At 61.2% G+C, this 21,024-nt stretch carries 14 protein-coding genes; 7 read left to right on the top strand and 7 right to left on the bottom strand.

Features of this window, described 5'->3' with window-relative positions; genetic code table 11:
• The first annotated feature begins 96 nt into the window (after positions 1 to 96).
• Together ccoG and mapR are read left to right on the top strand one after the other, a co-directional pair.
• On the top strand, positions 97 to 1,527 hold the full coding sequence (gene ccoG, locus CXF97_RS17225) for a cytochrome c oxidase accessory protein CcoG (protein WP_101159522.1): 1,431 nt from the start codon (positions 97 to 99) through the stop codon (positions 1,525 to 1,527).
• Between the two features lie 62 nt (positions 1,528 to 1,589).
• Positions 1,590 to 2,999 carry a GntR family transcriptional regulator MpaR gene (gene mapR, locus CXF97_RS17220; protein WP_101159521.1) on the top strand — a complete coding sequence of 470 codons (1,410 nt, stop codon included), beginning with the start codon at positions 1,590 to 1,592 and terminating at the stop codon, positions 2,997 to 2,999.
• Between the two features lie 80 nt (positions 3,000 to 3,079).
• Here mapR and CXF97_RS17215 read toward each other — a convergent pair whose 3' ends face one another.
• The 7 genes from CXF97_RS17215 to tpx all read right to left on the bottom strand — a co-directional run bounded on the left by CXF97_RS17215 (position 3,080) and on the right by tpx (position 16,049).
• Positions 3,080 to 3,826 (bottom strand): SDR family oxidoreductase, encoded by a 747-nt coding sequence (locus CXF97_RS17215; RefSeq protein WP_101159520.1) that lies wholly within the window; start codon positions 3,824 to 3,826, stop codon positions 3,080 to 3,082.
• Positions 3,827 to 3,951: 125 nt separating this feature from the next.
• A complete protein-coding gene (locus CXF97_RS17210) occupies positions 3,952 to 6,033 on the bottom strand; it encodes a bifunctional diguanylate cyclase/phosphodiesterase (protein ID WP_101159519.1) in 2,082 nt (693 codons plus the stop codon).
• A gap of 219 nt (positions 6,034 to 6,252) precedes the next feature.
• Positions 6,253 to 7,725 carry an efflux transporter outer membrane subunit gene (locus CXF97_RS17205; protein WP_101159518.1) on the bottom strand — a complete coding sequence of 491 codons (1,473 nt, stop codon included), beginning with the start codon at positions 7,723 to 7,725 and terminating at the stop codon, positions 6,253 to 6,255.
• Positions 7,722 to 10,829 carry an efflux RND transporter permease subunit gene (locus CXF97_RS17200; protein ID WP_101159517.1) on the bottom strand — a complete coding sequence of 1,036 codons (3,108 nt, stop codon included), beginning with the start codon at positions 10,827 to 10,829 and terminating at the stop codon, positions 7,722 to 7,724. The genes CXF97_RS17205 and CXF97_RS17200 overlap by 4 nt, the downstream gene beginning before the upstream one ends.
• A 142-nt stretch (positions 10,830 to 10,971) precedes the next feature.
• Positions 10,972 to 14,073, bottom strand: a complete 3,102-nt coding sequence (locus CXF97_RS17190; RefSeq protein WP_101159516.1) for an MdtB/MuxB family multidrug efflux RND transporter permease subunit — start codon at positions 14,071 to 14,073, stop codon at positions 10,972 to 10,974.
• Positions 14,070 to 15,374 carry an MdtA/MuxA family multidrug efflux RND transporter periplasmic adaptor subunit gene (locus CXF97_RS17185; RefSeq protein ID WP_101159515.1) on the bottom strand — a complete coding sequence of 435 codons (1,305 nt, stop codon included), beginning with the start codon at positions 15,372 to 15,374 and terminating at the stop codon, positions 14,070 to 14,072. The genes CXF97_RS17190 and CXF97_RS17185 overlap by 4 nt, the downstream gene beginning before the upstream one ends.
• A 174-nt stretch (positions 15,375 to 15,548) precedes the next feature.
• Positions 15,549 to 16,049, bottom strand: coding sequence for a thiol peroxidase (gene tpx / locus CXF97_RS17180; RefSeq protein ID WP_071172346.1), 501 nt, complete (start codon positions 16,047 to 16,049; stop codon positions 15,549 to 15,551).
• Between the two features lie 513 nt (positions 16,050 to 16,562).
• On the opposite strand from tpx, the gene CXF97_RS17175 reads away from it, so the two are divergent.
• The 5 genes from CXF97_RS17175 to CXF97_RS17155 are packed head-to-tail and all read left to right on the top strand — an operon-like array spanning position 16,563 to position 21,023.
• A complete protein-coding gene (locus CXF97_RS17175) occupies positions 16,563 to 17,513 on the top strand; it encodes a transporter (protein ID WP_101159514.1) in 951 nt (316 codons plus the stop codon).
• Positions 17,514 to 17,535: 22 nt separating this feature from the next.
• Positions 17,536 to 18,516 carry a MoxR family ATPase gene (locus tag CXF97_RS17170; RefSeq protein WP_101159513.1) on the top strand — a complete coding sequence of 327 codons (981 nt, stop codon included), beginning with the start codon at positions 17,536 to 17,538 and terminating at the stop codon, positions 18,514 to 18,516.
• On the top strand, positions 18,513 to 19,448 hold the full coding sequence (locus CXF97_RS17165; RefSeq protein ID WP_101159512.1) for a DUF58 domain-containing protein: 936 nt from the start codon (positions 18,513 to 18,515) through the stop codon (positions 19,446 to 19,448). Before CXF97_RS17170 ends, CXF97_RS17165 begins: the two co-directional genes overlap by 4 nt.
• Positions 19,445 to 20,044 carry a DUF4381 domain-containing protein gene (locus CXF97_RS17160; protein ID WP_101159511.1) on the top strand — a complete coding sequence of 200 codons (600 nt, stop codon included), beginning with the start codon at positions 19,445 to 19,447 and terminating at the stop codon, positions 20,042 to 20,044. Before CXF97_RS17165 ends, CXF97_RS17160 begins: the two co-directional genes overlap by 4 nt.
• The gene (locus tag CXF97_RS17155) at positions 20,031 to 21,023 is read left to right on the top strand and encodes a VWA domain-containing protein (protein ID WP_101159510.1); all 993 of its coding nucleotides are present in this window, start codon (positions 20,031 to 20,033) and stop codon (positions 21,021 to 21,023) included. The genes CXF97_RS17160 and CXF97_RS17155 overlap by 14 nt, the downstream gene beginning before the upstream one ends.
• Position 21,024: the final 1 nt, after the last annotated feature.

Here is a 21,024-nt window from a genome sequence, read left to right as displayed (position 1 = left end):
TCTGATCCGCTTTTAATTGCCAGAGCTGAGTCTGTTCTGCAAACAGATCGGCGCTCATAGTGCATTGGCCTGATGGAGGCTGATGAGCGAACGAACATGAGCGAGCAAATCCCCGTCCGAACCGTAGAAGCAGCGCCGACTATAAAAAGCGTACCCGCGCGCCCTCTGAAGGCGACTGCCGGATCCACCGATAAGCAGATCCATACCCGCAGTTTCACCGGTCTGTTCCGCAACCTGCGTATGAGCGGCGCCGGGGTGCTGTTCGTGCTGTTCTTCGGCACCGTGTGGTTGAACTGGGGCGGTCGGCAGGCGGTGCTGTGGGATCTGGCGGAAAGCAAATTTCACATTTTCGGCGCGACGTTCTGGCCGCAGGATTTCATTCTGCTCTCGGCGCTGCTGATCATTGCCGCGTTCGGACTCTTCGCCATCACTGTGTTCGCCGGGAGGGTCTGGTGCGGTTACACCTGCCCTCAGAGTTCGTGGACGTGGATCTTCATGTGGTGCGAGAAGATCACCGAAGGCGAGCGCAACCAGCGGATCAAGTTGCAAGCCGCGCCGTGGAGCCTGAACAAGCTCGCCCGGCGCGCGGCCAAGCACACATTGTGGCTGGCAATCAGCGTGATCACCGGCCTGACCTTCGTCGGCTACTTCACCCCGATCCGCCCGCTGGCCGAAGCACTGCTGACCCTGCAAATCGGTGGCGTCAGCCTGTTCTGGGTGCTGTTCTTTGCCGCCGCCACTTACATCAACGCCGGCTGGCTGCGTGAGGCGGTGTGCATGCACATGTGCCCGTATGCGCGGTTCCAGAGTGTGATGTTCGACAAGGACACGCTGACCATTGCCTACGACGCCGCCCGTGGCGAGAACCGTGGCCCGCGCAAACGTGAGGTACGCCCCGTCGAAGCAGGTCTGGGCGATTGCATCGATTGCCAGTTGTGCGTGCAGGTCTGCCCGACTGGCATCGACATTCGCGATGGCTTGCAGATGGAATGCATTGGCTGCGCCGCGTGCATCGACGCCTGCGATTCGATCATGGACAAAATGCATTACCCGCGCGGCTTGATTCGCTACAGTTCCGAGCGTCAATTACAGGGCGGCAAGACTCATCTGCTGCGTCCGCGTCTGATCGGCTATACGGCGGTGTTGTTGGTGATGATTGGAGCGCTAGCGCTGGCACTGGTCGAGCGGCCGATGGTATCGCTGGACGTAACCAAGGATCGCGGGTTGTTTCGTGAGAATGCTCAGGGGCAGATCGAGAATATTTACTCGCTGAAAGTGATCAACAAGACTCAGCAGCGTCAGGAATACCGGTTGAGTCTGGTTGGCGCTGAAGGATTCGAGCTGCAGGGCAAGACGGCACTGAGCCTGGCGCCGGAGGAGATTGTCGATGTGCCGGTGTCGGTGGCAATGACGACCGAGCGCCCGGCGAGCAGCTCGCAAACATTGAGCTTCAAGATTGAAGACATTGACGAACCGCAGATTTACAGCGTGGCGAACAGCCGGTTTGTGGCGCCGATGAATCGCTGATTGTCGTTAGACTGCGATGCTTTCATTCGCGACTCCTTTACAAGAACCCACCGGATCCACCGATGAAACGCTACGAAAAATTTGCCGACGACATCGCTGAACTGATCCGCTCCGGCGTGCTGGGCCCTGGCCAGCGAGTGCCTTCGGTGCGCTATGCCAGCCAGACTTACGGGGTCAGCCCGTCAACAGTGTTTCAGGCTTATTACCTGCTCGAACGCCGCGGGCTGATTCGCGCCCGGCCGCGTTCCGGTTACTTCGTCAACGCTCATACGCCGAGCACATTCTCCGAGCCGGTCATCAGCAGCCAGGTCAACGAGTCCACTGAAGTCGACGTCAGCGAACTGGTGTTCTCGGTGCTCGATTCGATCAAGGACCCCACCACCGTACCGTTCGGTTCGGCCTTCCCCAGCCCGATGCTGTTTCCCCTGCAGCGCCTGTCACGCTCGCTCGCCAGCGCCGCGCGGGACATGGATCCGCGCATGGTGGTGACCGACATGTCGCCGGGCAACCCGCAACTGCGTCGGCAGATCGCCCTGCGTTACATGGTCGGCGGCCTGATGCTGCCGATGGAAGAATTGCTCATCACCAACGGCGCCCTTGAAGCGCTGAACCTGTGTCTGCAAGCGGTGACCGAGCCGGGTGATCTGGTGGCCATCGAAGCCCCGGCGTTTTATGCCAGCCTGCAAGTGCTCGAACGCCTGAAGCTCAAAGCCGTGGAAATTCCCGTGCACCCACGCGACGGCATCGACCTCGGCGTACTGGCGCAAACCCTCGAACGTCACCCGATCAAGGCCTGTTGGTGCATGACCAGTTTCCAGAACCCGATGGGCGCGAGCATGCCCGAGGCGAACAAGCAGGAACTGGTCGAGCTGCTGCGCCAGCATCAGGTGCCGTTGATTGAGGACGACGTCTACGCTGAGCTTTATTACGGGCAACAGGCGCCGAAACCGGCCAAGGCCTTCGACACAGAGGGCTTGGTCATGCATTGCGGCTCGTTCGCCAAGAGCCTTGCACCCGGCTATCGCATCGGCTGGGTCGCCGCCGGGCGCTACGCGCAGAAAATCGAACGGCTGAAGCTGATGACCTCGTTATGCGCTTCGATGCCGGCGCAAGCGGCGATCGCCGACTATCTGCAACACGGCGGCTACGACCGGCATCTGCGCAAACTGCGCTATGCCCTGGAAGAACAGCAAAGCGCGATGCTTGCCGCAATTGCCCGTTATTTCCCCGCTCAGACTCGGGTCAGCCAACCGGCGGGCGGCTATTTTCTATGGCTGGAATTGCCGGAGCAGATGGATTCGCTGAAGCTGTTTCAAATGGCGCTGGCGCAAGGCATCAGCATCGCGCCGGGGCCGATTTTCTCGCCGACCCAGCGCTTCAGAAATTGCATTCGCTTGAATTACGGCAGCCCGTGGACCGATGAATCGGAAAAGGCCATGGAGACGTTGGGGCGGATTGTGCGTTCGTTCTGAGGGTTTTGTGCCGTTTGCACCGGCCTCATCGCTCGCAAGCCAGCGATGAGGACCGCACTGTCAGCGAAAATCTTTCGACCCTAGCGCCCGCCTCCCAAATCAACAAACGTCCCCGTCGCGTAAGAAGCCTTGTCGGACAGCAACCAGACAATCGCCTCCGCGACCTCATCCGGCCGGCCGCCACGGGCCATCGGGATGGCCGACTCAAGCTTGCTGACCCGATCAGGATCGCCGCTCAAGGCATGGAAATCGGTATAGATGTAGCCCGGACGCACGGCATTCACACGGATTCCCTCGCCCGCGACTTCTTTCGACAGGCCGATGGTGAACGTATCCAGCGCGCCTTTGGATGCAGCGTAATCAACGTATTCGTTTGGCGACCCGAGGCGAGCCGCGACCGAGGACACGTTGACGATGCTGCCGCCCTGCCCGCCATGTTTGGGTGACATGCGCAGGATCGCGTGTTTGGCGCAGAGAATTGGCGCCAGTACGTTGGTTTTCATGATTTTGAGGATGCGAAATTCGGACATTTCATCGACTCGCGACTTCTGCCCGACGGTGCCGGCATTGTTGACCAGCGACGTGACGCGGCCCAGTTCGGTGTCGACACGGCTGAACATCGCGATCACTTCGTCTTCGATGCTGACATCGGCGCGCACTGCGATGGCCTGGGCGCCCAAGGCTCTGACCTGCTCGAGCACGCTGTGTGCGGCCTGTTCATCCGACTGATAGTTGATGCAGATCCGGTAGCCCTGTTCGGCCGCCAACAATGCCGTGGCTGCGCCGATTCCGCGCCCGCCACCGGTGATGACAATGACTTTATCCATGCTGGCCTTCCCCTACGTACACACGTAACAGTCGGGGGAAGGATAACTGCCATTCATGGCTTTTGCATGAGTTCTATGGTGTTTGCACCATCGCCCTCGCGAGCAGGCTCGCTCCCACAAAGTGTCTAGACCACCGCCAAACGCTGGCCGCGCACGATGTCCTGCATGAAACGCTCCGCCGGCATCGGGTGGCCGAGCAGATAGCCCTGCAGCGAATCACAGCCCAGTTTCGTCAGGAAGTCCTGCTGGGCACCGGTCTCGACACCCTCGGCGACAATCCGCAGATCCAATGCCTGGCCCAGCGCCACGATCGCCGAAACGATCGCCGCATCATCGCTGTCGTGCTCCAGGTCGCGGACGAAACCGCGATCGATCTTCAACTCATTGGCCGGCAGGCGCTTGAGGTACATCAGGCTGGAATAACCGGTGCCAAAGTCGTCGATCGACAGGTCGACGCCCATGTCCGACAGCTCTTGCAGCACAGTCATGCTCGCGTCAGCGTCGCTCATGGCAGTGGTTTCAGTGATTTCCAGGGTCAGGCTGTTGGCCGGCAACTGGTGGGTCGCCAGCGCCTTGGCCACGCTTTGCACCAGCCCGGCGTGGCAGAACTGCAGCGCCGAGAGGTTCACGGCAATGCGCCAGTCGGTGTAGCCCAGCACGTACCACTCGCGCATTTGCCGGCAGGCTTCGTTGAGTACCCATTCGCCCATCGGAATGATCAGCCCGGTTTTCTCCGCCAGATCGATGAACTTGTCCGGCATCAACATGCCATGCAGCGGATGCGCCCAACGCAGCAGCGCTTCGGCCCCGACCGGGCGGCCATTGGCGGCGTCGAATTTGGGCTGGTAATGCAGACAAAACTGGTTGTGCTCGATGGCCGCGCGCAGGTCCTGTAACAGTTGCAGTTGTTTGCGCGCGTTGGTGTTCATCGACGCATCGAAGAAGCTGTAGCCGTTTTTGCCGCCGCCCTTGGCGTGGTACATCGCGGCGTCGGCGTTCATCAGCAGTTCCTGGGCGTTGTCGCCGTTGCCCGGGTACAAGGCAATGCCGACACTGGCGGAAATCTGCAGGTCATGTTCGGCGACGCGGAACGTGCGGGCGATCAGGCCAACCTGACGCGCGGCCAGGCTCAAGGCGTCGTTGGGCTCGCTCAAACGCACGAGCAGAACGAATTCATCGCCCCCGATTCGCGCCAGAGTGTCCTGGCTGCGCAAGTCTTCGCGCAGACGTACGCCGACTTCACGCAGCAATTGGTCGCCCATGTGATGGCCGAACGCGTCGTTGACGGGTTTGAAACCGTCGAGATCGATGAACATCAAGGCGAAGCAGCCGCCCTGTTCTTCAACCTTTTTTATCGCCTGGTTGATGCGGTCATCCAGCAGCATGCGATTGGGCAGACTGGTCAGCGGATCGTGCAGGGCCAACTGGGTAAGTTCGCGGTTGGCCACCGTCAGCGAGTGCGCCAGATCGGCGGTGCGTGCTTCGAGGCGGGCGTCGAGAATCGAGGTCAACAGGGCAATCGACAGCACCGCCAGGGTGGTGACCACCACCAGACTGTCGAGGCCATTACCCTTCAAGCCATTGAGCGTCGCGCCGCAGAAACTGCCGTCGGGAAATTGCGCGGCCGCCATGCCGGTGTAATGCATGCCAACAATCGCCACACCCATGATCACCGCTGCGCCGGCACGAATCAGCCGCACATAAGGCGATTGTTGGCGCAAACGAAAGGCGATCGACAACGCCGCTGCCGAGGCGCCGACGGCGATCAGTAACGAAGCACTGAACAGCGTCGGGTCGTAATCGATGCCCGGGGTCATGCGCAGCGCGGCCATGCCGGTGTAGTGCATGGCGCTGATGCCCGCGCCCATGATCAAGGCGCCGAAACCCAGTTGCGCTAGCGGCAGTTTCGGTTGACTGACCAGCCACAAGGCGAAGCCGCAGGACAACACCGCGATCAGCAATGACAAAGCGGTCAGGGCGAAGTCATATCCCAGGTCGATCGGCAATTTGAAGGCGAGCATGCCGATGAAATGCATCGACCAGACGCCAACGCCCATTGCCAACGCCCCGCCCGCCGTCCAGAAATGCACGGCGCGCCCTTTCGCCGTGGCGATGCGCCCGGTCAGGTCAAGCGCCGTGTAGGAAGCAAGAATGGCCACGCACAACGAAATGAAAACCAGGGTGAAAGAGTAGCTGCCGATGAGCATGGACGTTCTCGTGACAAGCCGAAACCGTACTGCTTCCATTCTCGGTCGGGCAAATGCGGCGATTGTACTGATTGCGCGGAAGAACGCACTGACAAAGTAACCAAATTGCCATCAAGCCGATGAAACGCTTGTTCGATCGTCCTACAAGGCTCTGCTGTGGGCTTTAGCCCGAGCTGAGCTGGCGGATGAAGATCGTTCCCACGCAGAGCGTGGGAACGATCATCGGGTGGCGTCGCTGACGTCGAGCTCGCCATCCCAGCCGCCGCCGAGCGCGGCAATCAGCTGCACACTGGCAATCAGTCGGTTCTGCAGGATATTCAGCACACTGCGCTCATTGCTCAGCGCGGTGGCCTGCACCACCACCACGTCGATGTACGCGATCAGGCCGGCCTTGTACTGGTTTTCGGTGAGGCGCAGGGAATCGCGGGCAGCATCCAGCGCTTCCTGGCGCACCGCCGCTTCGTCCTCATACACCTTGAGCTGGACCAGGTAGTTTTCCACTTCGCGGAACCCGTCGAGCACCGTCTGGCGATAACGGGCGACGGTTTCGTCGTAGGCCGCTTCGCTGCGGTCGACCTCGGCCGAGCGAATGCCGCCGTCAAATAGCGGCAACGACAGCTGCGGGCCGACCGACCAGAAACGGTTCGGCAGGCTGATCAGGTTTTTCGAGGTGCTGCTGCTGTAACCGCCGCTCAGACTCAGGGTCAGGTCCGGGTAATACGCGGCTTTAGCCACGCCGATGTTGGCGTTGGCGGCGATTACCGAGCGTTCGGCCGAAGCGATGTCAGGACGGCGTTCCAGCAGCTGTGAAGGCAAGCTCAGCGGTACTTGCGGCAGATTCGGGATGCTCTGGCTTTCGGCAATGCTGAAGTTGGCCGGTGCTTCGCCGGTCAGTACGGCAATAGCGTTTTCGAACTGTGCACGCTGCCAGATCAGGTCGACCAGATCAGCCTGGGTGCTTTTCAACTGGGTTTGCGCCTGCGCTACCGCATCGCGCCCGGAAACCCCGGCGCGATACTGATTCTGGGTCATTTTCAACGAGCGCTCGTAAGCGGCAACGGTGGCTTCAAGCAGGCGCTTCTGCTGGTCGATGACCCGCAGCTGCAAATAGTTCTGCACCAGTTCCGACTGCTGGCTCAGGCGCATCGCCGCCAGATCGGCAAAACTCGCTTGGGCGTTGGCTTCGTCCGCCTCCAGCCCACGGCGCAGTTTGCCCCACACATCCGCTTCCCAACTCACGCCCAACTGCGCGGTATACGTGTCACGAATACCGCTTGAGGAACTGCTCAGGCTTGAACTGCTGCTGCCGGTGCCCTGACTTGAACGGTTCTTGCCCAGACTCAGGTCGACGCTCGGGTAAAACGCCCCGCGCGCACTGCGCACCAGAGCCTGTGCCTGACGGAACTGCGCCTCGGATTGGGCGACGGTCTGGTTGGCGCTGTTGAGTTTCACGATCAGTGCGTTGAGCTGCTGATCGCCGTACAGCTCCCACCAGGCGCCCCGGGCGAGCGAGTCGCTGGGGTTGGCCTGACGCCAACCTTCGGCTTCCTTGAACTGAGCAATTTCTGCGGTTTGCGGGCGCTCGTAGTCCGGGCCGACGGCGCAAGCGCTGAGTAGCGCCACGCACAACGACAGGCTCAACAGGCGGGAGCCGCGCACGGTGGCCAAGTGGATAAGCGAACGGTCAGTCATAGCGGAGTTTCCAGAGCGGCATCAGTGCGCACGCCACGCCATTTGTTGAAACGATGGCGCAGCTTGTCGAGATAAAGGTAAACCACCGGGGTGGTGTAAAGGGTCAGGACCTGGCTGAACACCAGGCCGCCAATGATGGTCAGGCCCAGCGGCTGGCGCATTTCCGCACCTTCGGCGCGGCCGAGCAGCAGCGGCAAGGCGCCGAGGATCGCCGCCAGCGTGGTCATCAGAATCGGCCGCAGCCGTTGCAGGCAGGCACTGCGGATCGACTCCAGCGGTGACAGCCCCTGATGCCGCTCCAGTTGCAGCGCGAGATCGATCATCAGAATGGCGTTTTTCTTCACCACGCCGATCAGCAGGAATATCCCCAGCAGCGAAATCAGGCTGAACTCGCCGCCGAGTGCATAGATCGACAACAACGCGCCAACCCCGGCCGAGGGCAAGGTGGAGAGAATGGTCAGTGGGTGGATGTAGCTTTCGTACAGCACACCGAGCACCAGATACACCGCCAGCAACGCACCGAGGATCATGAACGGCTGGCTCTTCTGCGTGGCGGCAAAGGCATCAGCGGTACCGGCCATTTTCGCAATGACATCTTCCGGCAGGCCGACTTTGGCAATTGCCCGCTCAATGGCCGCACTGCCCTGCTCTACGGTCACACCTTCGGCCATGTCAAAGGAAATGCTTTCGGAAGCAAACTGGCCTTCATGGCTGACCCGGTCGTTTTCCAGACTGTTTTCGTAGTGAGCGAACGTCGACAGCGGCACCCGCGCACCGTCAGCGGTAATCACCTCGACCTGCTTGAGCGTCACCGGGTCCTGGGCGTATTTCGGGTTGACCTCCATCACCACCTGATACTGGTTGAGGCTGTCGTAGATGGTCGAAATCTGCCGCTGACTGTAGGCGTTGTTCAGCACGGCCGTGACCATGTTCATGTCGACACCGAGGCGCTTGGCCTGATCCCGGTCGACGATCAGCGTGACCTGCTGCGCCCCGGCACCTTCGCGCGCATCGATGGCGGTCAGCTCGGGCAAGGCACGCAGAGCGCTGACCACTTTCGGGAACCATTTGCGCAGCTCGGCGAGGTCGCCGCTTTGCAGAATGTAGGTGTACTGCGAACTGGTCTGTTCGCGGCCGCCGCCAAATTGCAGGTCCTGGTCGGCCATCAACATCAATTGCGCGCCGGGCACTTTGGGCATTTCCTTGCGCAGACGCTCGATGACTTTCTGTGCCGACAGTTGGCGTTCCTTGATCGGCTTCAGGCGCACGATCATGAAGGCATTGTTGGTGCCGTTGTTGCCCCCAATGAATCCGGCCACGCTTTCCACCGCTTCATCCTTGAGCACGGCGCGGCGGAAGGTTTCCATCTTCGGCTGCATGACGTTGAACGACAAACCGTCGTCGCCCCGCACGAAACCGATCAGTTGGCCGGTGTCCTGCTGCGGCAGAAAGGTTTTCGGCACCACCACATAGAGCGCGACGTTGACGCCAACGGTGAGCAACAGGCTGAACAGGGTCAGACGCCGATGACGCAACACCCAGTCGAGGCTGGTGGCGTATTTGCCGACCATCCAGTCGTTGGTCTTCTGGCTCCAGCGTTGCAGGCGGTTTTCCTGCCCCGGCGTATGCGGCTTGAGCCAGCGCGCACAGAGCATCGGCGTCAGCGTGAGGGACACCACCAGCGACACAACGATCGCCGCCGCGAGAGTGATGGAAAATTCGCGGAACAAGCTTTCGACCAGCCCGCCCATGAACAGGATCGACAGGAACACCGCCACTAGCGACACGTTCATCGACAACAAAGTGAAACCGACTTCCTTGGCGCCGAGGTACGCCGCCTGCATCGGTTTGACGCCTTCGTCGATATGCCGGGAAATGTTTTCCAGCACCACGATGGCGTCGTCCACCACCAGTCCGGTGGCCAGTATCAGCGCCATCAGCGACAGGTTGTTCAGCGAAAAACCGTAGAGGTACATCACCGCAAAGGTACCGACCAGCGACACAGGCACGGCCAGGGTCGGGATCAACGAGGCGCGAAAGTTACCGAGAAACAGATAGACGACCAGCACCACCAGGGCGACAGCGATCAGCAGGGTCATCTCGGCTTCGTGCAGCGTGGCCTTGATCACCGGCGAGCGATCCATGGCCAGATTGAGTTTGACACTGGCCGGCAGCACCGCTTGCAGTGCAGGCAACTGTGCCTTGATCTCGTTGACCGTTTCGATGATGTTGGCGCCGGCCTGACGGTTGATCACCAGCAGCACCGCCGCATCGTCGTTGAAGAAACCGCTGTTGTAACGGTCTTCGACGCCATCACTGACTTTCGCCACATCCTTGAGACGCAGCGCGGCGCCGTCGGCATAGTGAATGATCAGCGACTCGTAGTCCTTGGCTTTCTCAAGTTGGTCGTTGGCCTGGATCTGCCACAGACGCTGGCCGTCCTCGACCGAACCCTTGGGCCGGCGCACGTTGGCGTCGGCGATGGTCTTGCGCACATCGTCGAGCGCCACGCCGTACTGGTTGAGCGCCTGCGGTTCGAGCTCGATGCGCACGGCCGGCAACGAACTGCCACCGATCTGCACCTCGCCGACGCCCTGCACCTGCGACAGGCTTTGCGAGAGGATCGTCGAGGCCAGGTCGTAGAGCTGGCCTTTTTCCAGCACGTCCGAGGTCAGCGACAGCACCATGATCGGTGCCTGCGACGGGTTGACCTTTTTATAAGTAGGCATGCTGCGCATCCCGCTCGGCAGCAAATTGCGCGACGCATTGATCGCCGCCTGCACTTCGCGCGCCGCGCCGTTGATGTCGCGGTCGAGGTCAAATTGCAGAATGACCCGTGTCGAACCCTGACTGGAACGACTGCTCATGGTGTTGACGCCGGCAATCGCACCGAACGAACGCTCCAGCGGCGTCGCCACCGTCGAAGCCATCACCTCGGGACTGGCGCCCGGCAGACTGGCCTGGACGACGATCACCGGGAAATCCATCTGCGGCAATGGCGACACCGGGAGCAGACCGAAGCTGACCCCACCGAGCAACATGATTGCCAGGGACAGCAGCATGGTTGCCACGGGACGTTTGATGAAAGGGCCGGAGAGGTTCATCGAACGCGATCCTCGCCTTCACACAATTCCCCTGTGGGAGCGGGCTTGCTCGCGAAGACGGCGGCACAGCCAACCTGTGCAGCGGCTGACATGCCGCTTTCGCGAGCGAGCCCGCTCCCACAGGGTTCAAGCGTTCTGCCAGTCATACCGCGACCTCTTCACCTTCGGCTTTGGCTTTGCCAAAGCGCCTTCCGAGGCGGTCGAAGTACAAGTAAATCACCGGCGTCGTGAACAGCGTCAACACCTGGCTCACCAACAAACCACCGACCATCACCAGTCCCAGAGGCTGACGCAATTCAGCCCCGGAACCGGTGGCCAGCATCAGCGGCACGGCACCGAACAATGCTGCCAGCGTGGTCATCAGAATAGGACGGAAACGCAGCAGCGCCGCCTGATAGATAGCTTCTGCCGGGGCCATGCCCTGGGTTCGCTCGGCGTCGAGGGCGAAGTCGATCATCATGATCGCGTTCTTCTTGACAATACCGATCAGCAGAATGATGCCGATGATCGCGATCATCCCCAGATCGTTGCCACTGAGCAGCAACGCCAGCAAGGCACCGACTGCGGCCGACGGCAAGGTGGAGAGAATGGTGATCGGGTGGATGTAACTCTCGTAGAGCACGCCGAGCACGATGTACATGGTTACCACCGCTGCGAGAATCAGCAGCAAGGTGCTCGACAGCGAAGCCTGAAACGCTTGCGCCGCGCCCTGAAACTGGGTCTGCACGCCCACCGGCATGCCGATGTCCTGCTGCACCTGCTCGATGATGTCCACGGCATGCCCCAACGCCACGCCGGGCGCGAGGTTGAACGACATCATCACCGCCGGGAACTGGCCAATGTGAGTGATCGCCAATTGCGCCTGACGCTCTTCGACGTGGGCCAGACTCGACAGGCGTACCTGCGCGCCGTCAGTGGTCTTGACGTGAATCTGATCAAGCGCCTGCGGGCCGATTTTCTCGCCGGCCTGGGCTTGCAGCACCACGCGGTACTGGCTGGCCTGGGTGTAAATGGTCGAAATCTGCCGCTGGCCGAACGCGTCATATAGCGCATCGGTGATATTGGCCACCGAAACACCCAGACGCGAAGCGGCGTCGCGGTCGATCACCAGATAGACCTGCAAGCCTTTGTCCTGCAGGTCACTGGCAACATCGGTCAACTCCGGACGCTGTGCCAGCGCCTCGACCAGACGGCCGCTCCACTGGCTGAGCAGTTCGGAATCCGGTGAAGACATGCTGAACTGGTACTGGGTGCGGCTGACCCGATCTTCGATGGTCAGGTCCTGCACCGGCTGCATGAACAGACGGATGCCGACCAGTTTGTCCAGCCGCGGTTGCAGGCGTGCGATCACTTCGCTGGCCGTCAGATCGCGCTCGCCATGAGGCTTGAGGTTGATCAGCAAGCGGCCGCTGTTGAGCGTGGCGTTGTCGCCGTCGACGCCAATATAGGACGACAGGCTCTGCACCGCCGGATCTTCGAGGATGATCTTCGCCAGTTGCTGCTGCCGCTCGCCCATCGCCGCGAAGGAAATCGACTGCGGCGCTTCGGAAATGCCCTGAATCACACCGGTGTCCTGCACTGGAAAGAAGCCCTTCGGCACGATCACATAGAGGAACACGGTCAACGCCAGTGTGCCGATTGCGACCAGCAGGGTCAGCGGCTGATGCTTGAGCACCCAGCGCAGCATCCGCCCGTATTCCTTGATCATCCAATCGATGAACGCACCGCTGGCGCGATAGAAACGGCCTTGCTCGTGTTCCTGCGGTTCACGCTTGAGCAAACGCGCGCACATCATCGGCGTCAGGGTCAGCGACACGACCAGGGAAATAAGAATTGCCACGGCCAAAGTAATGGCGAATTCACGGAACAGGCGCCCCACCACATCGGCCATGAACAGCAGCGGAATCAGTACGGCAATCAGTGACAGCGTCAGGGAGATCAGAGTGAAACCGATCTGTTTCGCGCCCTTGAGCGCGGCCTGCATCGGGCTGTCACCCTCTTCGATGAAGCGCGAAATATTCTCGAGCATGACGATGGCGTCATCGACCACGAAGCCGGTGGCAATGGTCAGTGCCATCAGCGTCAGGTTGTTCACCGAGAAGCCGGCGAGGTACATCACGCCGAAGGTGCCGATCAACGACAGGGGCACGGCAACCGAGGGAATGATCGTCGCACTGGCGCGGCGTAGAAACAGGAACGTGACCATGACCACCAGCGCGATGGCGATCAGCAGTTCGTGCTGCACATCGGTAACCGAGGCGCGAATGGTCTGGGTGCGATCCGTCAGCACGGTGACATCAAGGCCGGCCGGCAGATTATCAGTGATGCTCGGCAGCAAGGCCTTGATGCGGTCGACCACTTCGATGACGTTGGCACCGGGCTGACGCTGGATGTTCAGCAGCACCGCCTGATTCTGATTGGCCCACGCGGCCAGCCGCTCGTTCTCGGCGCCATCGACAATTTCGGCCACGTCTTTGAGCCGCAGCGGCGCGCCGTTCTTGTAGGTCAGGATCAGGTTGGCGTAGTCCTCGGGCGAGGTCAGTTGGTCGTTGGCATCGAGCATCGATACCCGGGTAGGGCCATCGAAGTTGCCTTTCGGCTGGTTGACGTTGGAGGCGCCGATCAGCGTGCGCACGTCCGACAGGTTGAGGCTGTTGGCCGCCAGCGCTTCGGGGTTGACCTTGATCCGCACAGCCTGGCGCTGGCCGCCGGCAATGCTGACCATGCCGACACCGCTGATCTGGGCGATTTTCTGCGCCATGCGCGTATCGACCAGATCATTGAGCTTGGGCAGCAGCATGGTTTTCGAGGTGATGGCCAGGGTCAGCACCGGAGTGTCCGCCGGGTTGACCTTGTTGTACACCGGCGGTGCCGGCAGGTCGGTCGGCAGCAGGTTGGTCGCGGCGTTGATCGCGGCTTGCACCTGCTGCTCGGCGACGTCCATGTTGATGTCGAGGCTGAAACGCAGGGTCAGCACCGAAGCGCCGCCGGAGCTGGTCGACGCCATTTGCGTGAGGCCCGGCATTTGCCCGAACTGGCGTTCAAGCGGCGCGGTGACGGCGCTGGTCATCACGTCCGGACTGGCGCCCGGGTACAGGGTCATGACGCGGATGGTCGGGTAATCGACCTGCGGCAAGGCCGAAACCGGCAACAGGCGATAAGCGATCAGGCCGGCCAGAACAATGGCCAGCATGCTCAGGGTTGTGGCTACCGGACGGAGGATGAACAGCCGCGAAATGTTCATGCGCCCTTCTTGGCCTTGTCAACAGCAGTCGCATCCGGATTGGCGGCGGACTTGCCTTGCAGGTGTTCGGTCGGCGAGGTCGGCACTTCGCTGCTGTCATTGACCACTTCGACTTCGCTGCCCTCCTTCAGACGATCAGTGCCTTCAAGCACCACCCGATCGCCAGCGGCGAGGCCTTCGGTGACCACGGTGTTGTCACCGTCGCTGGCGCCGATCTTCAGTTGGCGAATGGTGACCTTCTTGTCACCGTCCAAGGCATAGACGAAGGTGCCGTTGGTGCCGAACTGAATCGCCGCCGACGGTGCCAGCACTACACCTTTGAGCGTGTCGGCGAGCAGGTGGACGTTGACGAACTGGTTGGGGAACAGCGACTGGTCGCGGTTATCGTAGCGAGCCTTGAACTTGAGGGTGCCAGTAGCGACGTCGATCTGGTTGTCGAGGCTTTGCAGCACGCCGGTGGCCTGCAGTTTGGTGTCGCCACGATCCCACGCCTCGGCAGGCAACTTGGCGCCGCTGCGGTAACGGGCCAGCACGGTGTCGAGGCTGTTTTCCGGCAAGGTAAAGGCCACGCTGATCGGTTGCGTCTGGGTGATCACCGCGAGGAACGTGGTGTCGTTGGCGGCGACGAGGTTGCCGACGTCGACCTGACGCAGACCGACGCGGCCGGCAATTGGCGCGCGGATCTTGGTGAATTCGAGATTGAGTTTGGCGTCGTTGACCGCGGCCTGATTGGTCTTGACCGTACCCAGATACTGCCCGACCAGCGCTTCGGCAGTGTCGAGGGTCTGTTTGGCGATGCTGTCTTCTTTATACAGGCCGCGGTAACGCTCGACGTCGACCTGGGCGTTTTTCAGTTGCGCCTGATTCTGCAGCAGCGTGCCTTCGGCCTGGAGCAAAGCGTTCTGGTACGGACGCGGATCGATCTCGGCCAACAGGTCGCCCGCCTTGACCATCTGCCCTTCTTCGAAATGAATCTTCACCAGTTCGCCGCCCACCCGACTGCGGACATTGATTGTGTTCAGCGCGGTTACCGTGCCCAGCGCTTTGTAATAAAGCGGGAAATCGCCCTTCACCGCCGGCGCCACGCGCACCGGAATCGGCCCGGTGCCGCCACCAAAGCCTGGTCGCATCATTCCCGCACGCCCGGTATGCCCGGCGGCCGCTTTGTCGCCGCCCGCCTTGTCAGCAGAGCCGGCGGGCCAGAATTTCCAGCACAGTACGGCGATGACCAACAGGACCAGCAGGCTGATCAGCCAGCGACGGGATTTGCGGGGGGACGATTGCATGGAGTTATTGACCATTGGGCGCGTGGGCTTCTATTACGGGAGGCTGAACGATAAGCACTGAGTGGATTTAAGCAAAGCAGCTTTACCGGCAATTTACCTTCCACTTACGTTTCAAGGTGTGAGGCAAAACCCTGATACACAAATGAAAACGGCCTGGACAGGGCCAGGCCGTTAACAATTGTAAAAGCCTTACTTGAGAACGGACAGTGCCGCTTCGTAGTTAGGCTCTTCAGCGATTTCCTTGACCAGTTCGCTGTGCAGGACGTTGTCGTTTTCGTCCAGAACCACAACGGCGCGAGCGGTCAGGCCTTTCAGCGGGCCGTCAGCAATGGCCACGCCGTAGTTTTCGATGAACTCGCTGCCGCGCAGGGTCGACAGGTTCTGTACGTTTTCCAGGCCTTCAGCACCGCAGAAGCGCGCCTGGGCGAACGGCAGGTCAGCGGAGATGCACAGCACCACGGTGTTGCTGATGTCGTTGGCCTGGGCGTTGAACTTGCGCACGGAGGTGGCGCAGGTCGGGGTGTCGACGCTTGGGAAGATGTTGAGGACTTTGCGCTTGCCGGCGAAGTCTTTCAGGGTGACGTCGGACAGATTGCCGGCTACCAGGGAAAAGGCTGGCGCCTTGGAACCGGCTTGTGGCAACTGGCCGTTGACTTGAACCGGATTGCCTTTGAGGGTGACTTGAGCCATGACTTGAGTCCTTCTGTTTTTTGATTGGAAAGCATGCAAGAGGCGGAAGTTAACCACGAAATCGGCTGACGACCTATGCCCCGTTGGAAATTGTTGGGCGCTCGGCTGCGAGATTGTATACAAGTCCTGTGGGAGCGAGCCTGCCCGCGAAATCAGGTATCGATATCAGAAACGTGTGTCAACTGGACTACCGCTTTCGCGAGTAGGCTCGCTTCCACGGAAGTTTGCAGTGCCGCCACAACCACCTTCGATTAAGCCCGGCTCCGACGATTAGAGGTGTGATATGTGCACCGCGTCCCCCGCACCAACGAATTACTTCCTTCGACTGGCTAACTCCCGATTAGCTGCTAGTTTCAGAAGGACGTGTCCTACAGGCTTGATAAGCAAAGGGATAACGCAGTAGCGGCGCGACAGTGCTCAGTTGTCCGGAAAAACACCATGGAATCGGGAATGATCTGCAGTCGAGCCGGAAATAGAGGATTTCTGCCGGGGCCGGATGACGCGGCGTTCGCCATGCTCAAGCCACCGAGCGGGCGTCTCCTCCTCTTGCTGTGCCTGGGCGCCAGTCCATCGCTGTTCGCCGCGGAAGGTGGCGTCGGCCGGCCGATCACGGGCCAGCAAGTGTTCGCCAATGCTGGCATCGTGCCGCCGGAGCCGGGCTGGGTAATGTCGTTGACCAGCATCTGGTACGACGGCTCGCTCAAGGGCAGCGACGGCGCACCGATTTCCGGCGCGATCAGTGGCGGGATCGACGTGAAAGTCTCCTACACCATGGCCAACTTCACCCATGTCTGGAACACCGGCAAGGGCCGCTGGAATTTCGCCTCGGCAATGGGCCTGCCGGTGCAATACACCGACATCAAGGCGAGCATCACCGGCCCGCGCGGGCGCACTTTGGGTGACAGCGATTCCGGCACGCAGTTTGCCGATGCGCTGATCACCCCGATCGCCGCTGGTTATCACTTCGACGAACTCAATCATCTCTCGCTGTCGCTACCGATCTACGTGCCGACCGGCGCCTATAACAAGGATCGCCTGGCCAACCCTGGACAGAATAACTACACATTCATGCCAACCGTGGCCTTTACCCACCTCGACGGCAAGGGCGGCGAGTTCACCTTGTCCAGCGGGCTGGAGTTCTACACCGAGAACGACGCTACCGACTATCGCAACGGCAACATCTTCACTCTCGACGCCCTCTGGACTCACGGCTTGGGCAATGGCTGGAACGCCGGACTTGCCGCCGGCTACGTGCAGCAGTTGACCGACGACAAAGGCCAGACCGCCGATGTCTTCAATGGCTATCGCGGCCGTTCGGTTGGCGCCGGCCCGGTGGTTGGCTGGGCCGGAAAATTCGCCGATGCCCAGGCCAATATCAGCGCGCGCTGGGTGCCAGAGTTCGACACCAAAAACCGCCCCGAAGGCAATGGCTTCAGCGTCAATCTGACCCTGGCGTTTTTCTAGACCCGGACACAAAGGACTGCCCATGACAGCGCTTACCGACCTCAACGCCCTGCAAGCCAGCATCGCCGAAGCGGTGCTCGGCCAGGATCAAGTCATCCGGCAAATTCTGCTCGGGCTGTTGGCCAATGGTCATTTGCTCCTGGAGAGTCTGCCCGGGCTGGCCAAGACACGCACGGTCAAGGCACTGGCCAAACACCTTGATGCCAAGATGAGCCGCATCCAGTTCACCCCCGACCTGTTGCCCTCGGACATCACTGGCGCCGAGGTGCTGCACCAGGTCGAGGGCAAAAACGAGATCCGATTCCAGCCCGGCCCGCTGTTCGGCAATCTGATCCTCGCCGACGAAATCAACCGCGCCCCGGCCAAGGTCCAGGCGGCGCTGCTCGAAGCCATGGAGGAACGCCAGATCACCGTCGCCGGCAACAGCCATGCGCTACCGGAGCTATTCATCGTGGTGGCGACGCAGAACCCGATCGAGCAGGAAGGCACCTACCCACTGCCGGAAGCGCAGATGGACCGTTTTCTGATGAAGGTGCTGCTCGATTACCCCAGCGCCGAAAACGAAAGCCAGGTGCTGCGCCTGCTGCGCAACGAAGAGTTTGCCCAAGGTGCGAGCACCACGCCGGTAAGGAATTTCACTTTGCCGCAGGAGGTGATTTTTGCCGCGCGCAAGGAAGTCAGCGCCGTGCACGTTTCACCGGCAATCGACACTTACCTGGTCGACCTGATCAACGCCACCCGCCACCCCGCCGACTACGACGAAGACCTCGCACGCTGGATTGCCATTGGCGCAAGCCCGCGTGGCGGAATTGGCCTGGACCGCTGCGCCCGCGCCGATGCCTGGCTGCAGGGGCAGGACTTCGTCTCGCCGGACAACGTCCGCGCAGTCGTTCATCCGGTGTTGCGCCATCGTTTGCAGCTGAGTTACGACGCCGTTGCCGATGGCGTCAGCGCCGATCAAGTGCTCGACCGGATTCTCGACAAAGTGGCGATTCCCGCATGAACGACGAAGGCTTGGTCTACGTCTCTCTCGCGCAATTGATGGCGTTGGAGTTCAAGGCCCGTGACCTGAGTTTTCTTGCCCGGCAGCCGCAGGGCAGCATCCTCGCCGGCAACCACGCTTCGCGGCTGCGCGGTCGCGGGCTGAACTTCGACGAGTTGCGCCGCTATCAACCGGGCGATGACCTGCGCCACCTCGACTGGCGCGCCTCGTTGCGTACCGGCAAACCGGTGGTGCGCACTTTCACCGAAGAACGCGACCGCCCGGCCCTGATCGTGGTCGACCAGCGCATGTCGATGTTCTTCGGCTCGCAGCGCAGCTTCAAATCGGCAGTCGCCGCCGAACTCGCCGCGCTGGCGGCGTGGATGGTTTTTCACGCCGGGGATCGGGTCGGCGGTCTGGTCTTCAACGACCAGCGTATCGACAGCATCGCGCCGTTGCGCAGTCGCAAGCGTGTCGAGGCACTGCTCAGCCGCGTGGTGCAGCAAAACCGCGCGCTGAACGCCGGTAATCCCGACGCCGAAGATGAAGACCAATTGGACAAGGCCTTGCAGCGTTGCCTCGGTGTGGCCGGGCACGACCACTTGATCTGCATCGTCAGCGACTTTGCCGGCGCCGGTGAACGCACCTTGCAATTGATGCGGCAGCTGTCGGCGCACAACGATGTGATTGCCTTGCAGGTCTATGATCCGCTGGCGCTGAAACTGCCGAACAACGGTCGCCTGCTGGTCACCCAGGGCGAGTTGCAGGTCGAACTGGCGATCGAGAAACGTAACGTGCATCAGCCGCTGGGGAATTTTCTCAGCGGGCGGCTCAAGGACGTCGCCACCCTGCTGCGCCGCAGTCAGGTGCCGCTGATGATGATCAGCACCGCCGAGGACGCCCATGGGCAACTGCGCGCCGAACTGGGCAAAAGCGCCGGGGGCGCGCGATGAACCCGAATATCCCCAGCATCGATCAGCTCAAGGAGCTGGCCCTGCCCGCGCCCGTCAGCTATGCGCCGCAAACGTGGGGCTGGTGGTTGTTGCTGGCGGTGCTGATACTCGCCGCGCTGTTGCTCGGCCTGCGCAGATACTGGCAATGGCGCCGCGACCGCTATCGCCGTGAAGCCCTTGCCCGACTGGCACAGTTGCGCGGCCGCAGCGACGATCTCAACGCCCTGCGCGAATTGCCTGAGCTGCTCAAACGCGTAGCCCTGTCCATGCCCACTCGATCGCGACGCTGGAATGTATTCCCTGTGGGAGCGAGCCTGCTCGCGAAGACGTCAGCGCACGCAATACCTCGATCCACTGACACAGCGCTTTCGCCAGCAGGTTCGCTCCCAGAAGGGCCGGCGGCGCTTGGCAAAGATGGCTGGCAGGAATTTCTGCAACGACATTGCAAAAACAGAATGCCCGCCGACTTCAGCAATCAACTGGCCCAACTCGCCTACGCGCCGGACCCCGTATTGCGCGCCCTCCCCGCAGCCCAACGGCAAATGCTCTTCGACAGCTGCCAATACTGGGTGGAGCATCACCATGTGGCAGCTTGATTACCCCTGGCTGTTGCTTCTGCTGCCGCTGCCTTGGCTGGCTTACCGCTTTTTGCCCGCCTACAACGAAGCACGCAGTGCTGTGCGCGTTCCGTTTTTCGCCGCGATGAGCCGCGCGGTCGGCGAAGCGCCAGGCACCGCTGGCAGTCGGCGCAATCGCTGGCAACTGCTGCTGAATGTGCTGGTGTGGGCGCTGATCCTGCTGGCCGTGTCGCGCCCGGTGTACGTCGAAAAGCCGATCGAGCGCCAGCAACCGGTGCGTGACCTGATGCTCGCCATCGACCTTTCGCAGTCGATGGAAACCGAGGACTTCACTAACGCCCAAGGCGAAAAAATCAATCGCCTGGCGGCGGTCAAAGGCGTGGTGCAAGGCTTCATCGACAAGCGCAAGGACGACCGCATCGGCCTGATCGTATTTGGCAGCGGTGCCTATCCACAGGCTCCTCTGACCCTCGATCACGCCAGCCTGTCGCTGTTGCTGGCCGATACCGGGATCGGCATGGCCGGCCCCAACACGGCGATCGGCGATGCGATCGGGCTCAGCCTGAAATTGCTCGACAAGGCCCATGAGCAGGAGAAAGTCCTGATCATGCTCACTGACGGCAACGACACCAGCAGCGCCATCACCCCGGATCACGCCGCCGAAATGGCGGCCAACAAAGGCGTGGTCATTCATACCATCGGCATCGGCGACCCCGACGCTTCCGGCGAAGCGAAGGTCAATCTGCAAGGCCTCGAACAGATCGCCAATACCACCGGCGGCCGCTTCTTCCGCGCCGAAGATCGCGCGGCACTGGATCAGGTCTACACCACCCTCGACCAGCTCACCCCGCATCAGGTGAAAACCCTCAGCCATCAACCGCAACGGGAATTGTTTTATTGGCCGCTGGGCGCAGCATTGCTGTTGTTAGCGCTGTATCAGCTGGGCGCCCTTTTACGCCCGAACCTGACGGTTGCGCGGCAGCGGCAGGAGGCCTGAA

Source organism: Pseudomonas sp. Choline-02u-1, assembly GCF_002836515.1.
Lineage (GTDB): Bacteria > Pseudomonadota > Gammaproteobacteria > Pseudomonadales > Pseudomonadaceae > Aquipseudomonas.
This window is presented reverse-complemented; position numbering and strand designations above follow the sequence as displayed.